Annotated in this window: 18 protein-coding genes and 1 pseudogene; 5 read left to right on the top strand and 14 right to left on the bottom strand. The window is 62.3% G+C overall.

All coding sequences use genetic code 11. The annotated features are described in order from the left end of the window. Window positions 1-280: 280 nt before the first annotated feature. The gene (locus OG874_RS17380) at window positions 281-592 is read left to right on the top strand and encodes a hypothetical protein (RefSeq protein WP_330256177.1); all 312 of its coding nucleotides are present in this window, start codon (window positions 281-283) and stop codon (window positions 590-592) included. Window positions 593-605: 13 nt separating this feature from the next. Here the strand turns inward: OG874_RS17380 and OG874_RS17375 are convergent, their stop codons facing one another. The 6 genes and pseudogenes from OG874_RS17375 to OG874_RS17350 all read right to left on the bottom strand — a co-directional run bounded on the left by OG874_RS17375 (window position 606) and on the right by OG874_RS17350 (window position 4,972). Next, window positions 606-1,880, bottom strand: a complete 1,275-nt coding sequence (locus tag OG874_RS17375; RefSeq protein ID WP_330256176.1) for a hypothetical protein — start codon at window positions 1,878-1,880, stop codon at window positions 606-608. A 9-nt stretch (window positions 1,881-1,889) separates the two neighbouring features. Further along, window positions 1,890-2,135: pseudogene (locus OG874_RS17370) on the bottom strand (WXG100 family type VII secretion target); the annotation flags it as partial. A gap of 41 nt (window positions 2,136-2,176) precedes the next feature. Further along, window positions 2,177-2,494: a WXG100 family type VII secretion target gene (locus OG874_RS17365; RefSeq protein ID WP_330257319.1), complete on the bottom strand. Its 318-nt coding sequence runs from the start codon at window positions 2,492-2,494 to the stop codon at window positions 2,177-2,179. Window positions 2,495-2,685: 191 nt separating this feature from the next. Next, window positions 2,686-2,985 carry a hypothetical protein gene (locus tag OG874_RS17360; RefSeq protein ID WP_330256175.1) on the bottom strand — a complete coding sequence of 100 codons (300 nt, stop codon included), beginning with the start codon at window positions 2,983-2,985 and terminating at the stop codon, window positions 2,686-2,688. 38 nt (window positions 2,986-3,023) lie between these two features. Next, complete coding sequence (locus OG874_RS17355) at window positions 3,024-3,290, bottom strand: hypothetical protein (protein ID WP_330256174.1); 267 nt, start codon at window positions 3,288-3,290, stop codon at window positions 3,024-3,026. A 401-nt stretch (window positions 3,291-3,691) separates the two neighbouring features. Further along, window positions 3,692-4,972, bottom strand: coding sequence for a family 2 encapsulin nanocompartment cargo protein terpene cyclase (locus tag OG874_RS17350; protein WP_330256173.1), 1,281 nt, complete (start codon window positions 4,970-4,972; stop codon window positions 3,692-3,694). A gap of 1,125 nt (window positions 4,973-6,097) precedes the next feature. Between OG874_RS17350 and OG874_RS17345 the strand changes: the two genes are divergently transcribed. Further along, the gene (locus OG874_RS17345) at window positions 6,098-6,322 is read left to right on the top strand and encodes a hypothetical protein (RefSeq protein ID WP_330256172.1); all 225 of its coding nucleotides are present in this window, start codon (window positions 6,098-6,100) and stop codon (window positions 6,320-6,322) included. Here the strand turns inward: OG874_RS17345 and OG874_RS17340 are convergent. Both OG874_RS17340 and OG874_RS17335 read right to left on the bottom strand, forming a co-directional pair. Further along, the gene (locus OG874_RS17340; protein ID WP_330256171.1) at window positions 6,300-7,160 is read right to left on the bottom strand and encodes an SDR family NAD(P)-dependent oxidoreductase; all 861 of its coding nucleotides are present in this window, start codon (window positions 7,158-7,160) and stop codon (window positions 6,300-6,302) included. The genes OG874_RS17345 and OG874_RS17340 overlap by 23 nt on opposite strands. 418 nt (window positions 7,161-7,578) lie before the next feature. Then, on the bottom strand, window positions 7,579-8,241 hold the full coding sequence (locus OG874_RS17335) for a TetR/AcrR family transcriptional regulator (protein WP_330256170.1): 663 nt from the start codon (window positions 8,239-8,241) through the stop codon (window positions 7,579-7,581). A gap of 79 nt (window positions 8,242-8,320) precedes the next feature. Between OG874_RS17335 and OG874_RS17330 the strand changes: the two genes are divergently transcribed. Beyond that, window positions 8,321-9,523, top strand: coding sequence for a cytochrome P450 (locus OG874_RS17330; protein ID WP_330256169.1), 1,203 nt, complete (start codon window positions 8,321-8,323; stop codon window positions 9,521-9,523). Window positions 9,524-9,616: 93 nt separating this feature from the next. On the opposite strand, the gene OG874_RS17325 is transcribed toward OG874_RS17330, so the two are convergent. Genes OG874_RS17325 through OG874_RS17310 form a run of 4 tightly spaced genes read right to left on the bottom strand, consistent with a single transcriptional unit; the run spans window position 9,617 to window position 13,921 of the window. Beyond that, window positions 9,617-11,509 (bottom strand): acetate--CoA ligase, encoded by a 1,893-nt coding sequence (locus OG874_RS17325; RefSeq protein ID WP_330256168.1) that lies wholly within the window; start codon window positions 11,507-11,509, stop codon window positions 9,617-9,619. Continuing rightward, a complete protein-coding gene (locus OG874_RS17320; protein WP_330256167.1) occupies window positions 11,506-12,270 on the bottom strand; it encodes an enoyl-CoA hydratase/isomerase family protein in 765 nt (254 codons plus the stop codon). Before OG874_RS17320 ends, OG874_RS17325 begins: the two co-directional genes overlap by 4 nt. Next, the gene (locus OG874_RS17315) at window positions 12,267-13,166 is read right to left on the bottom strand and encodes an SDR family NAD(P)-dependent oxidoreductase (RefSeq protein ID WP_330256166.1); all 900 of its coding nucleotides are present in this window, start codon (window positions 13,164-13,166) and stop codon (window positions 12,267-12,269) included. The genes OG874_RS17320 and OG874_RS17315 overlap by 4 nt, the downstream gene beginning before the upstream one ends. Then, window positions 13,163-13,921: an enoyl-CoA hydratase/isomerase family protein gene (locus OG874_RS17310; protein ID WP_330256165.1), complete on the bottom strand. Its 759-nt coding sequence runs from the start codon at window positions 13,919-13,921 to the stop codon at window positions 13,163-13,165. The genes OG874_RS17315 and OG874_RS17310 overlap by 4 nt, the downstream gene beginning before the upstream one ends. 231 nt (window positions 13,922-14,152) lie before the next feature. On the opposite strand from OG874_RS17310, the gene OG874_RS17305 reads away from it, so the two are divergent. Further along, window positions 14,153-15,337 (top strand): acyl-CoA dehydrogenase family protein, encoded by a 1,185-nt coding sequence (locus tag OG874_RS17305; protein WP_330256164.1) that lies wholly within the window; start codon window positions 14,153-14,155, stop codon window positions 15,335-15,337. A gap of 3 nt (window positions 15,338-15,340) precedes the next feature. After that, window positions 15,341-17,155, top strand: coding sequence for an acyclic terpene utilization AtuA family protein (locus OG874_RS17300; RefSeq protein ID WP_330256163.1), 1,815 nt, complete (start codon window positions 15,341-15,343; stop codon window positions 17,153-17,155). Here the strand turns inward: OG874_RS17300 and OG874_RS17295 are convergent. Together OG874_RS17295 and OG874_RS17290 are read right to left on the bottom strand one after the other, a co-directional pair. Beyond that, window positions 17,142-17,801: a GntR family transcriptional regulator gene (locus OG874_RS17295; protein ID WP_330257318.1), complete on the bottom strand. Its 660-nt coding sequence runs from the start codon at window positions 17,799-17,801 to the stop codon at window positions 17,142-17,144. The genes OG874_RS17300 and OG874_RS17295 overlap by 14 nt on opposite strands. A 69-nt stretch (window positions 17,802-17,870) precedes the next feature. Then, a complete protein-coding gene (locus OG874_RS17290; protein ID WP_330256162.1) occupies window positions 17,871-19,010 on the bottom strand; it encodes an acetyl-CoA hydrolase/transferase C-terminal domain-containing protein in 1,140 nt (379 codons plus the stop codon). Window positions 19,011-19,026: the final 16 nt, after the last annotated feature.

The following is a 19,026-nucleotide window of genomic DNA, read 5'->3' as shown; positions in this document are numbered from 1 at the left end:
CAAAACATGGGTAACTGAGAAACGCCTGGTCATCGTGGGTACGTATGCTGTCTGAGGGATCGCGATGCCCTGCGGAAGTTGGTCAACCGGTCCCCAACTCGATTGCGCCCCGGATGGGGCGTGTTGAGCATGATAACGGGGACGACCTGCGGTTTCTGGGCGGGCAGTTATGAGCGGGCGATGATGATGTCTGGTCAGGCTGCCTACTTCCCACGACCTTGGGTATATCGCCCTGCTGCTGGCGCAATACGATCCGTCGCCCACGCTGCATGCTCGCCCGATGTCTGGCCAGTCCTACCCGTCAGTCGCCGACGAACAGGAGATATCCGTTGGCGCGAAGCGCGATCGACGACGCCCGCCTCAGCAGGTCGACAGCCTGTCGCTCGGCATCGGTCCGTACCTCGATCCCCTCGATCTGATCCAGGATCAGGCCGAGCTGGTACCGGTTGAACATGGTGTCGCCGTACCGGTAGATACCCCGTACCAAACTGGTGTCGGGCTGGCCGGCGCACAGCCTGTACAGCGTTTCGTCCGCATCGTCACCGAAGCGGTGTTTCTCGGCATGGTTGATGTCCTGTACAACGATGTCTAAAGCCACCTGATCCCTACTCATCTCCTGCGGGGTGCATCGTAATTACCGCCCCGAACCTGTCGTGAACGACGATATACCGTTGCGTCGCTGCGCCACCCCGCATGTTCGACTCGTTTCCGATGTATCGGTCGGGCACTGTAACTTCCCGCCGATAGGTGCCGTCGCCTTGATCGATCGGCGGGCTGTTCTTCGCAGCATCGACGAGTGCATAGGGATCCTCGGTTGCGTAGAATGTACTCTTCCGCTCCGTATTCAGCGGGCCACCCGGATAGTGCTTGTCCCGCACATATTTCTCGCTCGCAGTAGTCAGGTCCGGTGCGGGGATACTATTTCCGTTTCTGGGCTGGCCACCCGTGCCGGAGTTTTCCTCCATCAAGACTATGGGTAGCGCGATGATATCGCGCAACTGCGAAGCATGGAAGTCGAGAGGGGGCAATTTGGTGAACGGCAGACTGCTCACCACGACCGAGAATCTGCTGGTTGTCACTGTCATGTACACCGGATCCTCAAGATCCTTGCTGAAGATCGGTGCGGCACACTTGATGACCACCATGGTCAGGTCGATTGTGACCGTCACACTCGAAATCTTCTCTTCCAGGCGCTCTTTGATCGAGGTCCGCAACGTCTCCAGAGTGTCGCAATAGTCGCCGACGGAGAACTCGATGCTCTTCGAGGCATCAGCGATGCTGATAGCCGCATCTTGAAGTGTCCTCAACCGTTTCCTGATGTCGTCGACATTGACTTCGGTGGAATGGTCGAAGTTGTACCCGATCCGTTTGATCCGATCCCCGGCATCAGTCAGATCGGGATTCAGAGCGTGCGCAAGCCAGGCTCGATCTTTTGCTCTCCGAAGTTTATCGGTGTCACCATTTGGGATCGGCTCGACTTTCGACAGCCCAACGCCCTTGATATCTATCCCCGCACCATTAGCTCCCTTGGCAGTGTGCGGTTCCTTGTAGGGGTTTCCACTTGGCGCAGAGGGAACCGGACTATCGGGATGCGGCAAAGTTTGATTCGAGACATCCCAGTTGTACGCCATGGCCGCGAGCACATCGCCATATCGAGTCAGCGCATCCGCCAAGAGGGTGCCCGTCGAAATCCATTGCACGGTAGCGGATTCATACGCCGAAATCCACTGTTGCGTCGTAGAGTAGTCACCGGCCATTCCTGTACACGATCTGGTCAGTTCCTTGTGCAGCGCGCCGACTCGGACGAGCACCGTCGTCGCTAGATCGTGGCACTCTTTGGCCGCCCGCTCATAATCCTTGGCATCGATGTCCCAGCCCATACTCGACCGCTATGACATCTGGCGGTTGAGGTCAGCGGCCGCGATGTAGCGATCCCGAGCTTGTTGCGCCGCACTGCTCGCAGTACGGATGCTGTCGACGAATTCTTTTGCCTCAGCTACCCATTGGGAATGCGCATCGTCGAACGCTCCCGCGGCGACGCCGTTCCAGCTTCTCGAAAGAATCGCGGCGACTCTGCTGTCGAGTCCATCGAGCTGATCCTCGATGAACCCGGCCAGCCCGCTCAACTGGGTTGCGACTTGCTCGAGCTAATCGATATCGACGGTGAACCGGCTGCTCATAGATCCAGACTTGTCGAGCCAAGGTTCGCAGCGGACGCGCCATCCTGCTGCTGGTAACTACCTGCTGCCACGCCGAGCGAACTGGCCAGAGCAGCAAGGGAGTTCAACAACTGAGTCCCGCCTTCATGGACGGTGCTCCACCCCTCGCCGAACGCGTCCGCAGCTGTTCCAGTCCAGCTGCCAGCTAGGCCATCCACCTCCCGCGTAGCGATATCGAGAGCCGACCTCAGCGCTTGAACCAGGTCCGACATGTGCTGGCCGAGTTCAATGACTTCGTCAGGTACGACGGAAAGCCCGTGACTTGGATTCGGTATCCCCCCCCCCAGAACTACTCACGCCGCAATGCTACTCGCGCCCTTCGGTAGTCACCGGCCCGTGCGAGCATCCAGGTGGTTGCGATCAATTCTCGCCGAGGTGGACGCTGCTGTGGTCGGGCACTGCCGGAGTCTCAGCCCAGGACTGCGGGGTCGCGCGCCCTGGGCTGAGGCTTCTTCGTGCGTAGCGCTCAGCAGTCGCGCAGCGGTTCTAAGTTAACGTTCACGTTGTACTCCTCAGTCATGGAGCGGTGGTTGGTGCTGACTGTGTCGCGGTAGCTGAAGTCGGTTACCAGAAGTAGGACCGCGACCGTGACGAACGCCAGAAGGAGGGTGAGTACGACGCAGGTCGTGCGGAAGGCCCCCGTCATGGCTTCGCCCGTAGTTCGTCCGCGTGCCATGGACACGACTGCGGCGGCGAGACCGCAGATAACCGACATGGAAACGACGAACGCCAGTATTAGCACGACGGTTCCAGCAGACAGTTGCATTGATATGTGACTTCCGATACGAGAGTCGTGAGTCGTCCCTAAAACGGAGCGTCCGCCCATCGACACATCTGTCTGTATGGTCGGAGCACGGTGAGTACCAGCCGATGCGCCAGGTGCCGGCCGATACCGTTGCAGCCCTCGACCGCCCACACCCGATCCGGGAAATACTTTGCCGCAGTGAGCATTTCATCGTAGCCAGCGGTATCGGTGCCGTACCGGCCGGTGGCCAGCACTGTGGCACGGTGGTCGATGATTTCGATGGTGGCCGAGCGTTTGTGCGGGTCCATCCCGATGATGACCGTCACCGGCGTCCTCCAGAGTCCGAACGGAAAAGGATGTCCGTGCGGGAAGGCACCGCTACTTCGAGCCAGGGCAAACCCCTTTCCAGCCACGCCCGCACGGCAACCGGTGAGACGCAAGCCATTAGCGAGCCACACCAAATACCGACGGGGGCAGCCGATTAGGGAGCCTCCCGCCGGGTACCTGGACCCGATCCTGGCCGGGATCGAGCCCTACCGCCAGTCTTTAAGTAGCCGATGACAGGTCGGCCCATGCCTGCTGGACGACCAGTCCTACCGGTCCGCTCGGGCGCGTCCCGAACCATTGCGCCAGGGCCACCCGAAGTGAGGCGATGGCGGACTCGGTGGGTTGGTCGATATGAGCCGCCCAGGCGATATCAGGAGGCTACCGCCAGGGCATGACCCACCTAGCGGTAGCGCGGGTTCGTGTTGTGCCATTCGAACGAGCCGCCCATCCAATCGCGAACGCCGCGCATGAACAGCTGGAGCTCGGGGGAGGGGATGGCGCGCAGGGCGCGATGGTCGGCTTCGAACTGGTGCACCATCCGGTTGTGCAGGTCGACGGTGACCTCGGTCGCTTCGGCCAGCGAGCACCCACGATCGGCGGCGATCTGCAGCACCATATTGCTGACGGGTACTTCGTCGGCGGCATCCTTCTTGATCGAGAACAGGTCGTTGACCAGGACGGCGGCGGTACCCGCGCGGAACACGGCCTGCCGGACCCGATCGTCGTAGAAGAGGTTCGCGGGCAGCTCGTACCCGGCGACGGGGTCGATCAGGGTCATCGAGGTGTAGAAGGTGTCGTGCTGGCGGGCGGCGAGATATTCCCACGCGGAAGGTGATTCGCCGGTGTGTCGCCAGGCGGCGTAGGCGGTCCAGGACACGAACATCGTGAACGTCGCGTAGCAGCCGCGCTGCACCTGCCCCGGGGTGGCGTGGGCGCGCAGATTCGCGATCGCGGAACCGAAAGCACGCAGCACCTTGTCTTCCCGCAGCACCTCCTCCAGCGGAGTGGTGAACTCGCCCGCGTCGGGCAACGGATCCAAGGCCGCCATCGCCAAGGTGAGTCGTTGCGGCAGCCGGGTCGGGTCCGCGCCGAGCGCCGAATCGTCGGCGTAGTAGTCGTCGGCCATCCACCAGGCGGTGTTCATCTGGGCCGGGACCAGCAGTCGGTCGGGGTCGTCGGAATCGGTGTGGGTTAGCATGACCAGCCGTCCGTAGCCGGTCCGGCGCAGCTTCTCGAGCTCCTCGTCGGTGAACCCGATCGACTCCGCCCACGTGGTGAGGCGATCGTCGATCCGGTCGGCGAGATTGTCGTCGATCCGGGTGGCGGGCGGGCAGTACAGTGGCGGCGCGGAACCGTTACCCCAGGCAAGTTCTCGGTAGGGCTCGATCTCGGCCGTCGCGTGCCGGGACGGTATCCGAAACGCGCTCTCGCCCAGTGGAGTTCCAGGGCCGCGAAGGTGCCGTAAGCCGGCACTGGGCAGTGTGGCCGCCGGCATCGCGCCGGGCGCGGGTGGTGCCGCCGGTTCGGGCTCGGCCCGGGTCATCGTCGAGAAGCGTGCGGCGAGTTCGGTGCCCAGGCCGTGAGGCCCAGCCAGAAGGTGCGTGAGTCGTTCGCCGGGCGGTTCCGGCTTGTCGGTAACCGTGTCGCGGTGGCTGGTCTGGTCGTTGTCGAGACTTGTCACAACACTTCTCCCGTCGCAGGGGTCCATAGATGGAGACAGCACGATGCACTCAAACGACTATCGGTCGTCTCGCCCAGTGCCGCAGGCGATTGCGTGTATCCGGTGGATTCGACACGCTGATCTCCGACACCGGGCCTTCGTGCCGAGGTGAGAGCATTCGACCGCCCCTCACGGGACCTGCCCATGAAGCTTGCAGCATTGTGCGGTCGAGCTTCCGTCACGGTGACTCTGAACGACTGACCGGGATGCGAGAAGCGAAGCGTCACTTGGCATATAGCGGTGTTCGACAGTGCAAGAGAATGATGGAATGAGCTGATATCTCGGAACGGTGCTGTGAGATCGGTGTGCCGGACGGGTTCGGATCGTCGAGTGGAGGGCAGACGTGAACTGGGAGAGCGTCCCACCGGGCACCTGGACCAGATCCTGGCCGGGATCCAGCCCTGGCACCAGTGTTAAGTAGCCGCCTATCGGCCGTTTGGGGAGGCGGCGTCCGCCAATCGGCAATGCGATAACCCGTTTCACTTCCGGCCAGCTGTCGGTGGTCTCATGAGTGGCAACGTGGTGGCCCGACGACGGGGCACCGACACTCTGTCAGCGAATCCTGCCTCGAGGTGCGTCACATCTAGATGGACTACGAGACCTCGATCTGCGTGGGCTCGGGCAGCGTCTGTGGACGCACGTCCGTGTACAGGCGTACTCGATTCCACTGAGCCTGCCGTGCTCGCCCCATAGAATGACCTCGCCGATCGGTGCTCCGTTGCGGTCGGTGACGGCTCCATTGGCGAAGATTCCGTCTGTCGAACCGGATGCGGTCTCCACGCCAAGGGGCACCACCACATCGACGCTGGGCGAACGGGACTGCCCCCGGTTTGGTTGACTCATCCAAAGTCGGGGCAGTCCCTCCGGTGTGACTCGTGAATCGCTTTGCCCTCGAGTGCACTTGCCGGGATCTGTCCACTGGTTGTGGCGGCGGCGCCAGCCCGGTCTTGCTTCGGTGGCTTGATCAGAAGCCTGCCCCGACCCCGTTGCCGCGGGATCGTGGCCCATTACAGGCCTGCCTCGAAGTTCTCCTTCCGGGCCGACGCCGACCAACGACGTCGCCCATCGGAAGGACTTCCGCCGTCAATGTCTATCGTCTCAGAGCAGTACGAACTCGTCATCGGCGTCGACACCCATGCCGCAAACCACGCGATATCGGTCGTCACCGCCTCGACCGGTGCCGCGGTCGGCGAAGCGAGCTTCCCTACCAGCGCGGCCGGGCTGGATCGGGCCCAACACTTACAGGCGATTCAGCCGGCCCTGCTGGAGATGTCCCCACGATGGGTGATCAATACGCCGGTGCGGGGTTGATACGCGGGAGAATAGTGTGTCCCGCATCGACAGGAACGATGCTGCCGGTGACTGCCCAAGCGTCGTCCGAGAGCAGGAAGGCCACCATCTCACTGACGTGGCCGGGCTCCAGGGGGCCGCGTCCCTTCAGGATGCCGTAGTGGTGGCCGGCCTGGATCAGATCCTCTTCCGTGCCGCCGGGGTGGCCGGCCATCAGGTCGACAGCCCCTTGCCACCCGTGAAGTCCGGTGCGGATGAACCCCGGGCACACTGCGTTGACTCGAATGTTGAGCGGACCTAATTCCATTGCAGCAGTTCTCAGTAGGCCGATCACACCGTGCTTGGCGGCGGCGTAGTTGGCAGATCCGGGCAGTCCCTCACCGATGCCGACGACAGAGGAGATCAACACGATCGACCCCACGCCGTTCTCGATCATCCGGGGAGCGACTGCCTTCACGGTGCGCCACGGTCCCGAAAGATTGATATCTATGGTCTCGAGCCATGCCTCCTCCGACATTTCCCAGATCGGTGCAAGCTCGCCCCAGATACCGGCATTGGCCACGAGCAGATCGACCTTGCCGAACTCGGACACCGCCTTCGCCACGGCACCGTCGAGATCGTCCTGTGATCGCACATCACCTTCGATGGCCAGCGCGCGGCCACCCTTGTCGCATACTTCGGTAGCCACGGCCTTCAGCGCCTCACCCGTGGACATCGCGTATTCCGCGGTGGGAACTGGCGCGGGGCCGTCCAGCATGACTACGGCTGCCCCCTTTTGCGCCAGCACCTTCGCGTGGGATGCACCCATACCGCGCCCTGCTCCGGTGATCAGTGCAACTTTTCCGTCCAGCGTGCCCATGTTCTACGACCTCGATCTTGTTGTGATTGAAAGGAATACCGAATTTGACTGTCTCGGGCGTGTACGAACTACACGTGACATGAGACCTGCGTCACAAGGACTCTGTTTGTACAGTAACTGGCTACGTCATCGAGCGCAATATTGTAGCCAATATTGCCAACTTACATGGGATTGCCTCAGCGTTACCGGCAGAGGATCGTGCTGATCGCACTCTCGATCTCGGCCTTCGTCAGTTGCGCGCGCACGCAGAAGTGTCGGCCCGTGGCGAAGCCCAAATGGTCGCTGGCGCCGATGAAAGTCGGTGCGTCAGTGAGCAGACTCGTGACGGTCTCGTTGGCATCGCCTTTGGGCGTGCCCAATCAACCCGACTGGTCCTGATCAGTCAGCGCCGTCCGATGTCACTTTCTCGAAGGTGGATTCACGCGTTGTCAGTGCCCCGGGACTTGCTGTCTCCCGGGGGAAGTAAGTCACCACGGGCCATACGGACAAGCAATTCGGCGATGTCGTCAGCCGAGTTAGCGCCTGTTGTTTGGTACCAGGCGGTGGACCAGTTCGCAGCGCCGATGATCAGAAGCCTGAGTAAGCGGGCGTCTACGTCCGTGGCCAGAAAACCGTCACTCTTCGCATCCTCGATCAAACTCGAGAAGTAGTGTCCGTATCTGCGGTGTAGTTCGATTGCCGGACCTTGTACATCCGGTGGTGCCTGACCCAGCGTTCGGATACTCGCCCGGGCGATGTCGTTCTCGGTGAGCATGAAGCGCATGTGTGCTCCGATTGCCGCGCCGAGTCGGTCTTGGGACGTCGCGTCCGAACCGAGGTTCTCCACAGCATGCTTGACGTACGCGTGGGTCTCGATGATGCCGCGGGTCATGAGTCCTCGGATCAGGCCCTCTCTGTTGTCGATGTAGTAGTACATGCTGCCGGCCTTCGTTCCCGCGCCCTCGGCTATCTCTGCCAAAGTAGTTGCGGCATAGCCTTTCCTCGCGAGCACCCGTGCCGCGCTTTGCATGATCCGCTCTCTCGTCGACTCCCCTCGGGTCGTCGTAGCTGGGGCGCCCTGTGGATTCGCAGCCTCGTTCATGCGCTCAGACTATCGGCGCCCGGGGCTTGTATGGCACTCTAATCTAAGTTAGAACTAGAGAAAGAGTTGAGGAGTCGCCATGACAGAGAGACTGTTCGAACCGGACGTCGTTCAGTGCCCGTTCCCGCGGTACCGCGAACTACAGGAGCAAGGCCCTGTGTACAAGGTCCCGGATGACGACCTGTACCTCGTTCTCGGCTACGACGACTGCGTCGAAGTTCTCACGAACCCCGACGTCTATTCGTCCAAGGCGGGCCCCGGTCTTCGTCAGAGGCAGGCACCGGCAGCAAGAGCTGTTCTTTCGCAGGGCCATCGAATTGTTCGCACTCTCCTGACAAACGATCCGCCGTCCCACCGCCGCTACCGCCGCATCGTCGCCAGCGCGTTCACCCCGCGCCGTCTCGGTGCACTCGCGCTGGATGTCACGGATACCGTCGCAGCGCTGGTCGACACGATCGAGAAGGTCGAGCAGGTCGACTTCGTCCGCGACTTCGCGCAGCCGCTACCGCTGATCGTGATCGCCGACTTCTTGGGCGTGCCCAAGGATGACCTCGCGATCTTCAAGCGGTGGTCCGACGACGCCGCCGAGGTGCTCGGCGGCACCCTGTCGGAACAGCGGCAGATCGAGGTGAACACGTCGCTGCAGGAACTCCTCCAGTATTTTGCAGAACGTACCGAAGACCGTCGTGGCACTCCCACCTCCGATTTTCTCGGTGCACTCGTCGAGGCGGACGAGGGTCGATTGACTACCGAGGAAATAATCGCGATCGCGTATGTGGTCCTGGTCGCCGGCAACGAGACGACCGTCAACTTGGTGTCATCCGTCCTGTTGATGCTCTTGCAGGAGCCACATCTGATGGCGAGCGTACGGGCCGACCGATCGCTGATCCCGTCGGCGATCGAGGAGGCCCTTCGGCTGCAGTCTCCGATTCAGGGCTTCCCTCGGGTGGCGACCGTCGACAGCGAGATCAACGGGGTGCCGGTTCCTGCCGGTTCCCGCGTGATGGTCATGATCGGTGCCGCCAATCGTGATTCGGCTCAATTCGAGAACCCCGACGAAGTCAACCTGGCGAGCGGGCCGGCAGCGCACGTCTCGTTCGGCAAGGGAATTCACTTCTGCGTGGGTGCTGCCTTGTCACGGCTGGAAGCTGGAATTGCGCTCAATGCCCTACTGGACCGATTCGGGTCGATACAGCTGACGGACCCCGACTTCGAGCCTCGCTACGCCGACAATGCCATCCTGCGTTCGCTTCTCACGTTGCCGGTGACGCTGCGACCGTGACGACGACCGGCGGTCGGCTTCGATGTGGAAGCAGACAGTACGAAGGCGAGAACAGCGTCAGCCGAATCGGCTGACGCTGTTCTCGTTTCGGTGTCATCGCAGCGGTCCTAGCGCCGACCGGATGCTCTCGAGAACGGCCGGATCTTCGATCGTTGCCGGCACGGTGGTGGTGCCGAGGTCGGCAATCTCACGCATCGACTTGCGGAGGACCTTGCCAGATCTCGTCTTGGGCAGACCGTCTACGACAACGATGTCCTTGGGCGTCGCGATGGCGCCGATCTCTTTGCGCACCAAGGCGATCAGTTCGGACGCGAGCTGCTCTCGGTCATGCTGCGAACCGGACTTCAGTACCACGAACCCGCGTGGGATCTGGCCCTTCAAACCGTCCGCGGCGCCGATTACGGCACATTCGGCGACGGCAGGATGTCCGGAGAGCACCGCCTCTATGGCGCCGGTCGACAAACGATGCCCAGCAACGTTGATGACATCGTCGGTTCGTCCCATGACGAAGAGATACCCGTCCTCATCGATGTGGCCGCCGTCCCCGGTCAGGTAGTACCCGTCGAAAGCCGACAGGTAGGACTCGACGAATCGGGTGTCGTCACCCCACAGCGTCGGCAAGGTTCCCGGTGGCAGTGGCAGGCGAATGCAGATCGCTCCGTCCGTACCGGGCTCGACCTGCACTCCGTGTTCGTCGAGTATTCGAACGTCGAAACCGGGTATCGGGACAGTCGGTGATCCAGGTTTGATCGGCATCGGATCGAACCCTCGAAGGTTGGCAGCTATCGGCCAGCCGGTCTCGGTTTGCCACCAGTTGTCCACGACCGGCTTGCCGAGGAGATCCGTTGCCCAGGAATAGGTGTCGGGATCGAGTCGTTCTCCCGCGAGGAACAGGTTGCGCAGCGACGTCACGTCGTGGTCGGCGACCAACTGTCCATCCGGATCCATTTTCCTGATCGCACGAATTGCGGTCGGCGCGGCGAGCAACCCCTCGACGGAGTGTTCCGCGATGACCCGCCAGAAGGCGCCGGCATCGGGCGTGCCGACGGGTTTGCCCTCGTAGAGAACTGTGGTGGAGCCGTTGATGAGTGGGGCGTAGACGATGTACGAATGGCCCACCACCCACCCGATATCCGACGCCGACCACCACACCTGTCCGGGGTGGATGTCGTACACGTTGGGAAGTGACCAGGCCATTGCGACGGCATGCCCGCCGTTGTCGCGAACCACACCCTTGGGCCTGCCGGTGGTTCCCGATGTGTAGAGGATGTACAGCGGATCGGTTGCTCGGACGGTGACGGGACCGGCGGGATCTGCCGCTCCGCGACGAAGAACATCGGCCCAATCGTGTTCGCGCGCAACGCCGAGGCGGGCAGGCAACTGAGGTCGCTGCACCAGCACCAGCGCATCGGGCTCGTGCGTAGCGAGGTCGAGAGCCTCGTCCACCATCGTCTTGTAGTCGAGAATCCGCCCTGGCTCGATGCCGCACGAGGCGGTGATCACGACGACCGGCAGGGCGTCGTCGATACGCGCCGCGAGCTCTCGCGGCGCAAAACCACCGAAGACCACCGAATGAACGGCACCGAGTCGGGCGCATGCCAACATCGCGATGACTGCCTCGGGAATCATCGGCATGTAGATGACGACACGATCTCCCGCGTCGACCCCCAACTCGCGCAGGCCGCCGGCGGCGGCGCTGACCTTGTCGAGCAGCTCTGCGTACGTTACGGACGCCGAGTTTCCCGTGACGGGGCTGTCGTACACGATGGCGGTGCGGTCACCGTGGCCGGCGAGGACGTGTCGATCGACGGCGTTGAAGCAGGTGTTCAGAGTTCCGTCGGGAAACCATCTGTACAGCGGTGACTCGGACGAATCGAGCATGATCGTCGGCGGTGTCACCCAGTCGATCAGATCGATGTGCCGAGCCCAATACCGCTCCGGGTCGGACAGGGCGGCTTTGTGTGCCTCGTCGTAGCGTGCGCTCATTGCCCCATCCATACGGGTTCTCGTTTCTCAGCGAATGCGCGCGGGCCCTCAATGGCGTCGTCGCTGCGATATACCTTCTCGTACAGTGTGTTCGCGTATTCCGTTGCTAGCGTCGAGCCCATCTCGGTCGAGATCTCGACGAGCTTCTTGCCTGCTTCGATGCTCAGCGGTGCGTTGGCGGCCACCGTCTGTGCCATCGAGAGTGCTTCGTCGAGCAGGCGGTCGGCGGGGACGACCCGATTGACGAACCCCACCTCGTACGCCCGCTGTGCCGTCATCGGCTCGCCGGTCAGCAACAGTTCCATCATCACGCGCTTGGAGACGATGTCGATGAGTGGAGCCGCCCACGGTGCACCCCGGCCGCGCTTGACCTCGCTGATGCCGAAGACTGCCGTGTCCGCTGCCAGACAGAGGTCGCTCTGTTGAACGAGCCTGAAGCCGCCCGCAAGGGCGTGTCCGTTGACCGCGGCGATCACCGGCTTGGGTACGTGCCCACGTGAACTCAGCAGCAGGCCCCACTCTTCGGGAGGGATCTGCACGGACTGCGAGGCCATCTCCTTTAGATCACCGCCTGCGCAGAACGTCTTCCCGGTTCCGGTGAGGACCGCGCACCGCAGGTCGTCGTCGGCCTCGAATTCGTCGAATGCATCCCGAAGGCGTTGCCGCAGTTCGGCATTAAGAGCATTGCGCTGTGCTGGTCGGTTCAGGGTGACCACAAGAACTCGGCCCTCGCGCCGCACCAGGCACACGTCCTCGCTCACTGGGTCGCCTTCCCGTGGACGGTGGACTTGACACCGGTGTTGCCTCTATTGACGCCCACCAGGGAGCCGTAGCGAGGATCCGTCCCGAGGTACTGCCCGAGACGCGGACCCGCCGCCTCGAGTCCACCGTCTACCGCGAGGTATTGACCGGTGACGAAGGAGGATTCGCTCGAACCCAAGAAGTAGATAGCGCTGGCCAGATGCTCGGGCTCACCGACGAAGGGCAGTGGCTGCGCGCGTGCCAGCTCACTGCCGTCGAATCCTCGCGAAGCGGATGGATTGAGTGGGGTCGCGATTGCTCCGGGGCATACGCAGTTGACCCGGATACGGTGGGGCCCGAGTTCGGTCGCGAATACGCGGCTCATGTGTACGACACTCGCCTTCGCGGCCGAATATGCCTGGGGGCCTGCGTCTCCGGTGAGCGCGGCAAGCGAGGCGACGTTCACAATCGCCCCGCCGGTTCCCTGCGCTTGCATGATCTTCGCGGCATGTTTGACACCCAGAAAGACCCCGCGGCTGAGCACTGCGAACGTGTAGTCCCAATCCTCGACGGACGTTTCCGTGATCCGTCCGAACGCGCCTCCGATCCCCGCGTTGTTCACTACGCACGCGAGATGGCCCGTGAGCGACGCCGCTTGTGCCGCGGCCCGCTCGACGTCTTCTTCGCTCGATACGTCCGCTCGGGCGAATGCGAGGCGGCCTGCGGCCACCTCGTTCGGGTGTTCATCGAGGAGGGCTCGGCCGGAGGATTCGTTGAGGTCGGCAGCGACCACCGACCATCCTCGGGTCAGGAACAGTCGCACCGTCGATCGGCCGATCCCGCTGGCGCCGCCGGTGACGAGTGCGGTCTGCGCTGGGGTCGAGTTCTCGGTTGTTCCGTTGTCGATGGGGATCACTTCTTTCGGGTGAAGAATCCGCGGACCCGGTCCTGGGTTGCCGCGTCGGAGTAGAGATTGCGCATCGTGTCTTCGTAGTTCACCGGGAGCTCGTAGCTACGGAAAGTTCGCTTGTACTCGGCGAGGATCTCGGGCCCGTTCGCGGCGAACGAGGCCAGCAACTCCTGAGCTCGCGCGTGCAGTGAGTCGGCCTCGAGGACCTCGAACACCAGCCCGACGCTCCGGGCGTACTCGGCGTCGATCAGCTCACCCGAGAACAGCAGATACTTCAGCACCGGTAGCGGCACCTGACCGAACAGAGCTGGACCGACCAGCCCGTCGATAAGCCCGACTTTGGTCTCCGGTGTGCCGAAACGCGAACCCGGCGAGGCGATGATGAAGTCGCACGAAATTGCGGTGGCGAACCCGCCGCCGCAGCATATGCCGTCGACCACCGCTATCGTCGGCTTGCGGCACGCCCGGATCGCCTCGAACGGCAGACTGTCACGAAACTTCCACAGGTCCCGCGATGGTGGGTCACCCTCGAGGTATCCCAGCATCTCCTTCAGATCACCGCCGACGGCGAAGTGCTCCGCTGCCGAATCCACGATGACGCCGGCAACGCCCGGATCTACGTCGGCTTCCCTGATGGCGGAACGGAGTTCCGCGTAGAAGTTGGTGTTGAACGCGTTTCGGCCTCCGGGCCGACTCAACGTGATCGTCGCGATCCCGTTCTCGGAGTGGGTTCGTAGGTTCTCGTAGTTCTGCAATGACATGGATCCGCCGTTCCTGTTCTCGGACGATCGACCGGTGTTGTACCGCTACCGAGTGGTCCTACAACCTGCACTGTGTGCAGGCAGCGTGACCAGGTCATTCGAACACAGGGCCGAGTTGGCGTCAAGATTGTATCCAAAACTGCCTGCTTTTTGTTGACGAAACGGAAGGCATCCGCGTAGATTGGCTACAATACTGCCGACGAATTGGCATTGCTGCCGTTTGGAGAAGAAATGTCGATCGACGACCACTTTCCGCACTTGGCCCGGGATGCGGACTTGCGACGAGCCGTCCGCAACCTGTGCAAGAAGTACGACGTCGCGTACTGGGATCAGCAGGACGCCGATCAGGAATTCCCCGAGGACTTCTTCCGGGACTTCGCGGACTCGGGATTCCTCGGCACCCTCATTCCCGAAGAGTACGGGGGCGGCGGCGGATCGACGTCCGATATGGTGGCGATCCTCGAGGAAGTGGGTGCCAGCGGTGGTGGGCTGAACGCGTGCAGCACAATTCATACTCCACTTCTCTGTGCACCCACGATCCTCGAATTCGGCACCGAGAAGCAGCGAGCAGAATGGCTTCCGAAGATCGCCGCAGGAAATTTGTACACTACGTTCGGAGTGACCGAGCCGGACGCGGGAACCGACACCACCCGGATCGCGATGAAGGCAGTCGACGACGGAAACTCGTGGCGGATCACCGGAACCAAAGTCTGGAACACCGGTGCGCTGCGGGGCGACAAGGTATTGCTGCTGGCACGTACCTCCGAGCCGGGGCCAACTGAGCGTCGCGGGCTGGGGATCACGTTGTTCCTCGCCGATCTGCACGCCGAGTCGGTCGAGATACGGCCGATCCCGAAGATCGGCCGGAACGCGGTCGCGTCGTGCGAAGTGTTCTTCGAGGGTACGAAGGTCGCCTACGAAGACGTGATCGGTGAAGTGGGACAGGGCTTTTACCATCTCATGCACAGTCTGAACAGCGAGCGACTCTTCGTCGCGGCGGAGACCATCGGACTAGGCAGGTGGGCATTGGCAGCGGCGACGCAGTACAGCCTCGACCGCGTCGTGTTCGGCCGGCAGATCGGCAAGAACCAAGGCGTCCAGCACCCGCTGGCCAAGAGCTATCTCGATCTTCTTGCCGCCGCCGAAGTGCTCTATCGAGCCGTCGACGAGTACGACATCAAGGGTGGAGCCGCTATCGGCGCGTTGGCGAATGCCGCCAAGTATCTGTGCAGCGAAGCCGCAGTCTCGTCCACCGATGCGGCGATGCAGGTCTTCGGGGGCTATTCGTTTGCGCGGGAGTACCACATCGGACGTCAGTGGATCGAGTCGAGACTTCCGCGAGTAGCACCGGTGAACAACCAGATGATTCTGAATTTCATCGCAGAACGTACCCTCGGCCTACCGAAGAGCTACTGACCCATGACAATCGAAACGAAGTATCGCACGACTGGCGACACTCTCCGCGTCGGTCAGTTCACCGGCTGGCACGGTGACCGTACGGACGGTATGGCCGAGTTGCTCGACAGTGACGTGGACGTACTCATCGGCGATTACCTCGCCGAACTCACCATGTTGGTACTGCATAAGAACGAGCAACGTGGTGGCCACGGATACGTCTCGGCCTTTGTCGACGTCCTGGCGTTGCATCTCGACGAAATAGCCCGACGCGGTATCAAAGTCGTGACCAATGCCGGAGGTCTGGACGCCCCCGGTTTGGCCGCGGCGATCAGAGAACTCTGCGCCTCGCGTGGGATTTCTCTGCGCGTCGCTGCCGTCGTCGGCGACGATGTGCGAACCGTTCTGGCGGAACACACCGACCTCGAGTTGGTCAACATCGACACCGATGAGACGCTCGACCTGTCACAGCACCGGGTTCTGACGGCAAACGCGTACCTGGGTGCCTGGCCGATCGTGGCGGCCCTGGAGCGAGGTGCGGACATCGTGGTCTGTCCACGTACCACCGACGCGTCGCTCCTGGTGGGCGCCGCCGCGTGGAAATTCGGTTGGTCGGCAACCGATTACGACAAGCTTGCCAGCGCCGTGGTTGCGGGGCACATCATCGAGTGCGGTGCTCAGGCGACGGGCGGAAACTTCTCCTACTTCGCCGAGCACGGCGACCTCGGCCTACCGGGAATGCCGCTGGCCGACATTTCCAGCGACGGCTCTGCGATCATCGGCAAAAGTGTCGGCAGTGGAGGTCTGGTCACCGCCGATACCGTTCTGGCACAGCTGTTCTACGAGGTGAACGGTCATGCGTATCAGAACCCCGACGTCGTGACCGATCTGACAAGCGTGCGGGTCGAGGGAGTCGGCCCGGATCGGGTGCGTATTTCAGGCACGGTAGGTTTTGCGCCGACGTCGACCGCGAAGCTGTCGCTGACGTTCGAAGGCGGATACCGCAATACCATGACGATCGGTCTCACCGGTACTCATCTGGCTGCGAAGACCGAGTGGGTGCGCCGACAGATCGAGGCTGAGATCGGCAAGCCCGAGACATTCGACGAGTGCCGCTGGTCCACTGTCGGTCCGGCCGACATCCACGGGAATTTCGAAGAGGCGACGGCCTGGCTGATCCTGACGGTACGAGACAGGGATCGCAAGCGCGTCGATCGTGCCAACTTCTCGAGCCGAGTCGTTTCCATTGCGACATCGAGTGTTCCGGGTTTCTATATGACGACTCCGCCGCAGTCGGAGCGTCTCTTCGGAGTCCAATGGCCGGCGCTGATCGAGAAGAAGCTCGTGCACACATCGGTGCTGATCGACGAGGAGCCCGGGGTGCCGGTGGCGTGGCCGGTGATCGACGGCGTTGCCGACGAGCCTTATCCGGTTGCCGAAGGCCGTCGCCCACACGTAGTTCACTCGGTGTCGGCAGACAGTGGAACCGTCACGGCGACACTGGGTTCGATCATCGGTACCCGATCCGGCGATAAAGCGGGATCTGCGAACCTCGGGGCGTGGGCGCGTGACGACGAGACATTCCGATGGCTCGACGACTTCCTGACCGTGGACCGGCTGCGCTCGCTGATGCCGGAGCTGGGGGATCTTCGTGTCGAGCGGTATGTGTTCTCGAATCTGCGCGGGATGAATTTCATGATCTACCAGTACCTGGGCGACGGTGTGTCCGCGTGTACTCGCATCGACCCTCAAGGCAAGGGTCTTGGCGAGTACTTGGCGAGTCGTATGGTCGAGATCCCCGCTGCGCTGGCCGGGCCGCGGGAGATCATCCCAGAATAGGAGTGAGCCGGTCGAGTGACGCCTCACGATGGCGGCGCGAAATGATCACCAGGAGATCGTTGTCGTTCGCGGCGAGCGCTGTGATCATCTCTTCGTGATCCGATACGACGAGGTGTCGATTGGCGAGCGAATTGATCGATAGTGACTGATAAGCCGTCGTCATGCGTCCGATATGTGCCAGCTCGCTCTTGAGTAACGAGAGGGGGGAATGCTCGGTGAGGGTGTCGTGAAATGTACGGTTCAGGCGGATAATGCTGCTGGAGTTGTTATCTTCTTGGATCTTTTTGTTGATTTTGCGAAGACTGTTCAGATTCTTCGCCGACATCGGAGGAAGACTTCGAAGCACCTCTGATTCGAGAAGGTCGCGAATCAAATACAGCTGCCGCATTTCCTCGGCAGTGAAGCGAGTGACGAAGTAGCCGCGGTTGCGCTCGTACCGCACAACACCCTCGACCGCCAGCACCTGCAGTGCTTCGCGGATCGGACCCCTGCTGATACCGAGTCGGCTCGCCAGGTCTTCCTGTCGTACCTGCTCACCGGGCAGAAGCACGCGCTGAAGGATGAGTTCGCGGATGTCGGTTGCCGCGCGCACGACCGCACCGCCAGGCGTGTCGGAGGCAAAATCGTCGGCAAAATTGGCGGTCATCACAGCGTTGATCCTACGAGACGGTCCGGGAGGGGGCAATCGAGGTATTCCGGACCGAAATCGGTCTCGTCAGAAAATGTCGGCGAGGGCATGTGCGCGCTGTTCGGCATCCAGACCTGCGATTAGAGCAGAGCCCTTCTCTGTGACCACCGCATCTATCAACGAACCGTTGATGCTCGGGTCTTCTCGGTGTCCGATCAGCTTCGACCGGTGGTGTTTGTCGCTGCTGCGCAGAGCGACGATGCTCAGGCCGCCCGCACTGTCGTGCGCGCCGCGAGCGAAGTCCGGCGCACCTCCTTTTCCGGACACGGCTATACCGCCGGCTCGTTCGGAGTTGATGTTTCCGCAGCGGTCCAGATCGATGGCACCGAGAATTGCGACGAAACGGTCGTGGGCCGACAACCAGCTCGGTTCGTGAATCTGAGTCGACGGCAGCAATTCAACGTCACCGCACGACGATGCCCACCTCAACAGCGCCGGAGACCCGATGACGGACATGGCCCGCATCGTTCGGCTGCCGAGGGCGCCACTGTTGTACATCCAGCGCACGGCATCGGTGACGACGCCGGTGAGCACGTCGACGTCTCCGCGACCGGCGAGTTGGCGAGCGACGGCGTCGTTCACCCGCCCGATGCCGAGGGCAAGGCGCGGGTTGGCGGGGAGGAGTCGGACCACCTCACGGGCCACCGCCTCGTCCACTTCGTCGAACGAGGCGGAGAAGTGGGGTTGCGTGTCCTTGTCGGTAACACGACTGGGAACGACGCCATCTGTTCTCGTGAGCGTGGTGGCACCGGTGATGTGCGGCAGCCACGGCACCTCCTCGACGAAGACCGCCGGATCCGTCCTCAAGACGGAATCGAAGTATCCGTTCACACCGCCCAGCGATCGGTGTCCGTGCTCGTCGGGACTTGTCGCACAGGCGATCAGCACGTCGGGGCGAAACGAGCCATCGGCGAGCGACCGGCAGATCTGGTTGTACGACATACGGTGGTAGGTCAGCTGCTCGATGTTCCGTAAACCGCGACCGGGTAGGAACGATCCCACCGTGAAGCCGTCGGCCGCGGTGGCGAACGGAAGGGTCGGTGGTGATCGCCGCATACCGAATACCAGATGAACAGGGTCCTGCGGAGTCGGCGGATGGAGTTCGAGGAAGCGTTCGATTGCGGCTTGCGGCTCGACCGGCCCTTCCGCGCACAGCACGGTTCTCACTGACGTCGACCCGCGG

This window comes from Nocardia sp. NBC_00565 (assembly GCF_036345915.1).
Classification (GTDB): Bacteria; Actinomycetota; Actinomycetes; order Mycobacteriales; family Mycobacteriaceae; genus Nocardia.
This window is presented reverse-complemented; position numbering and strand designations above follow the sequence as displayed.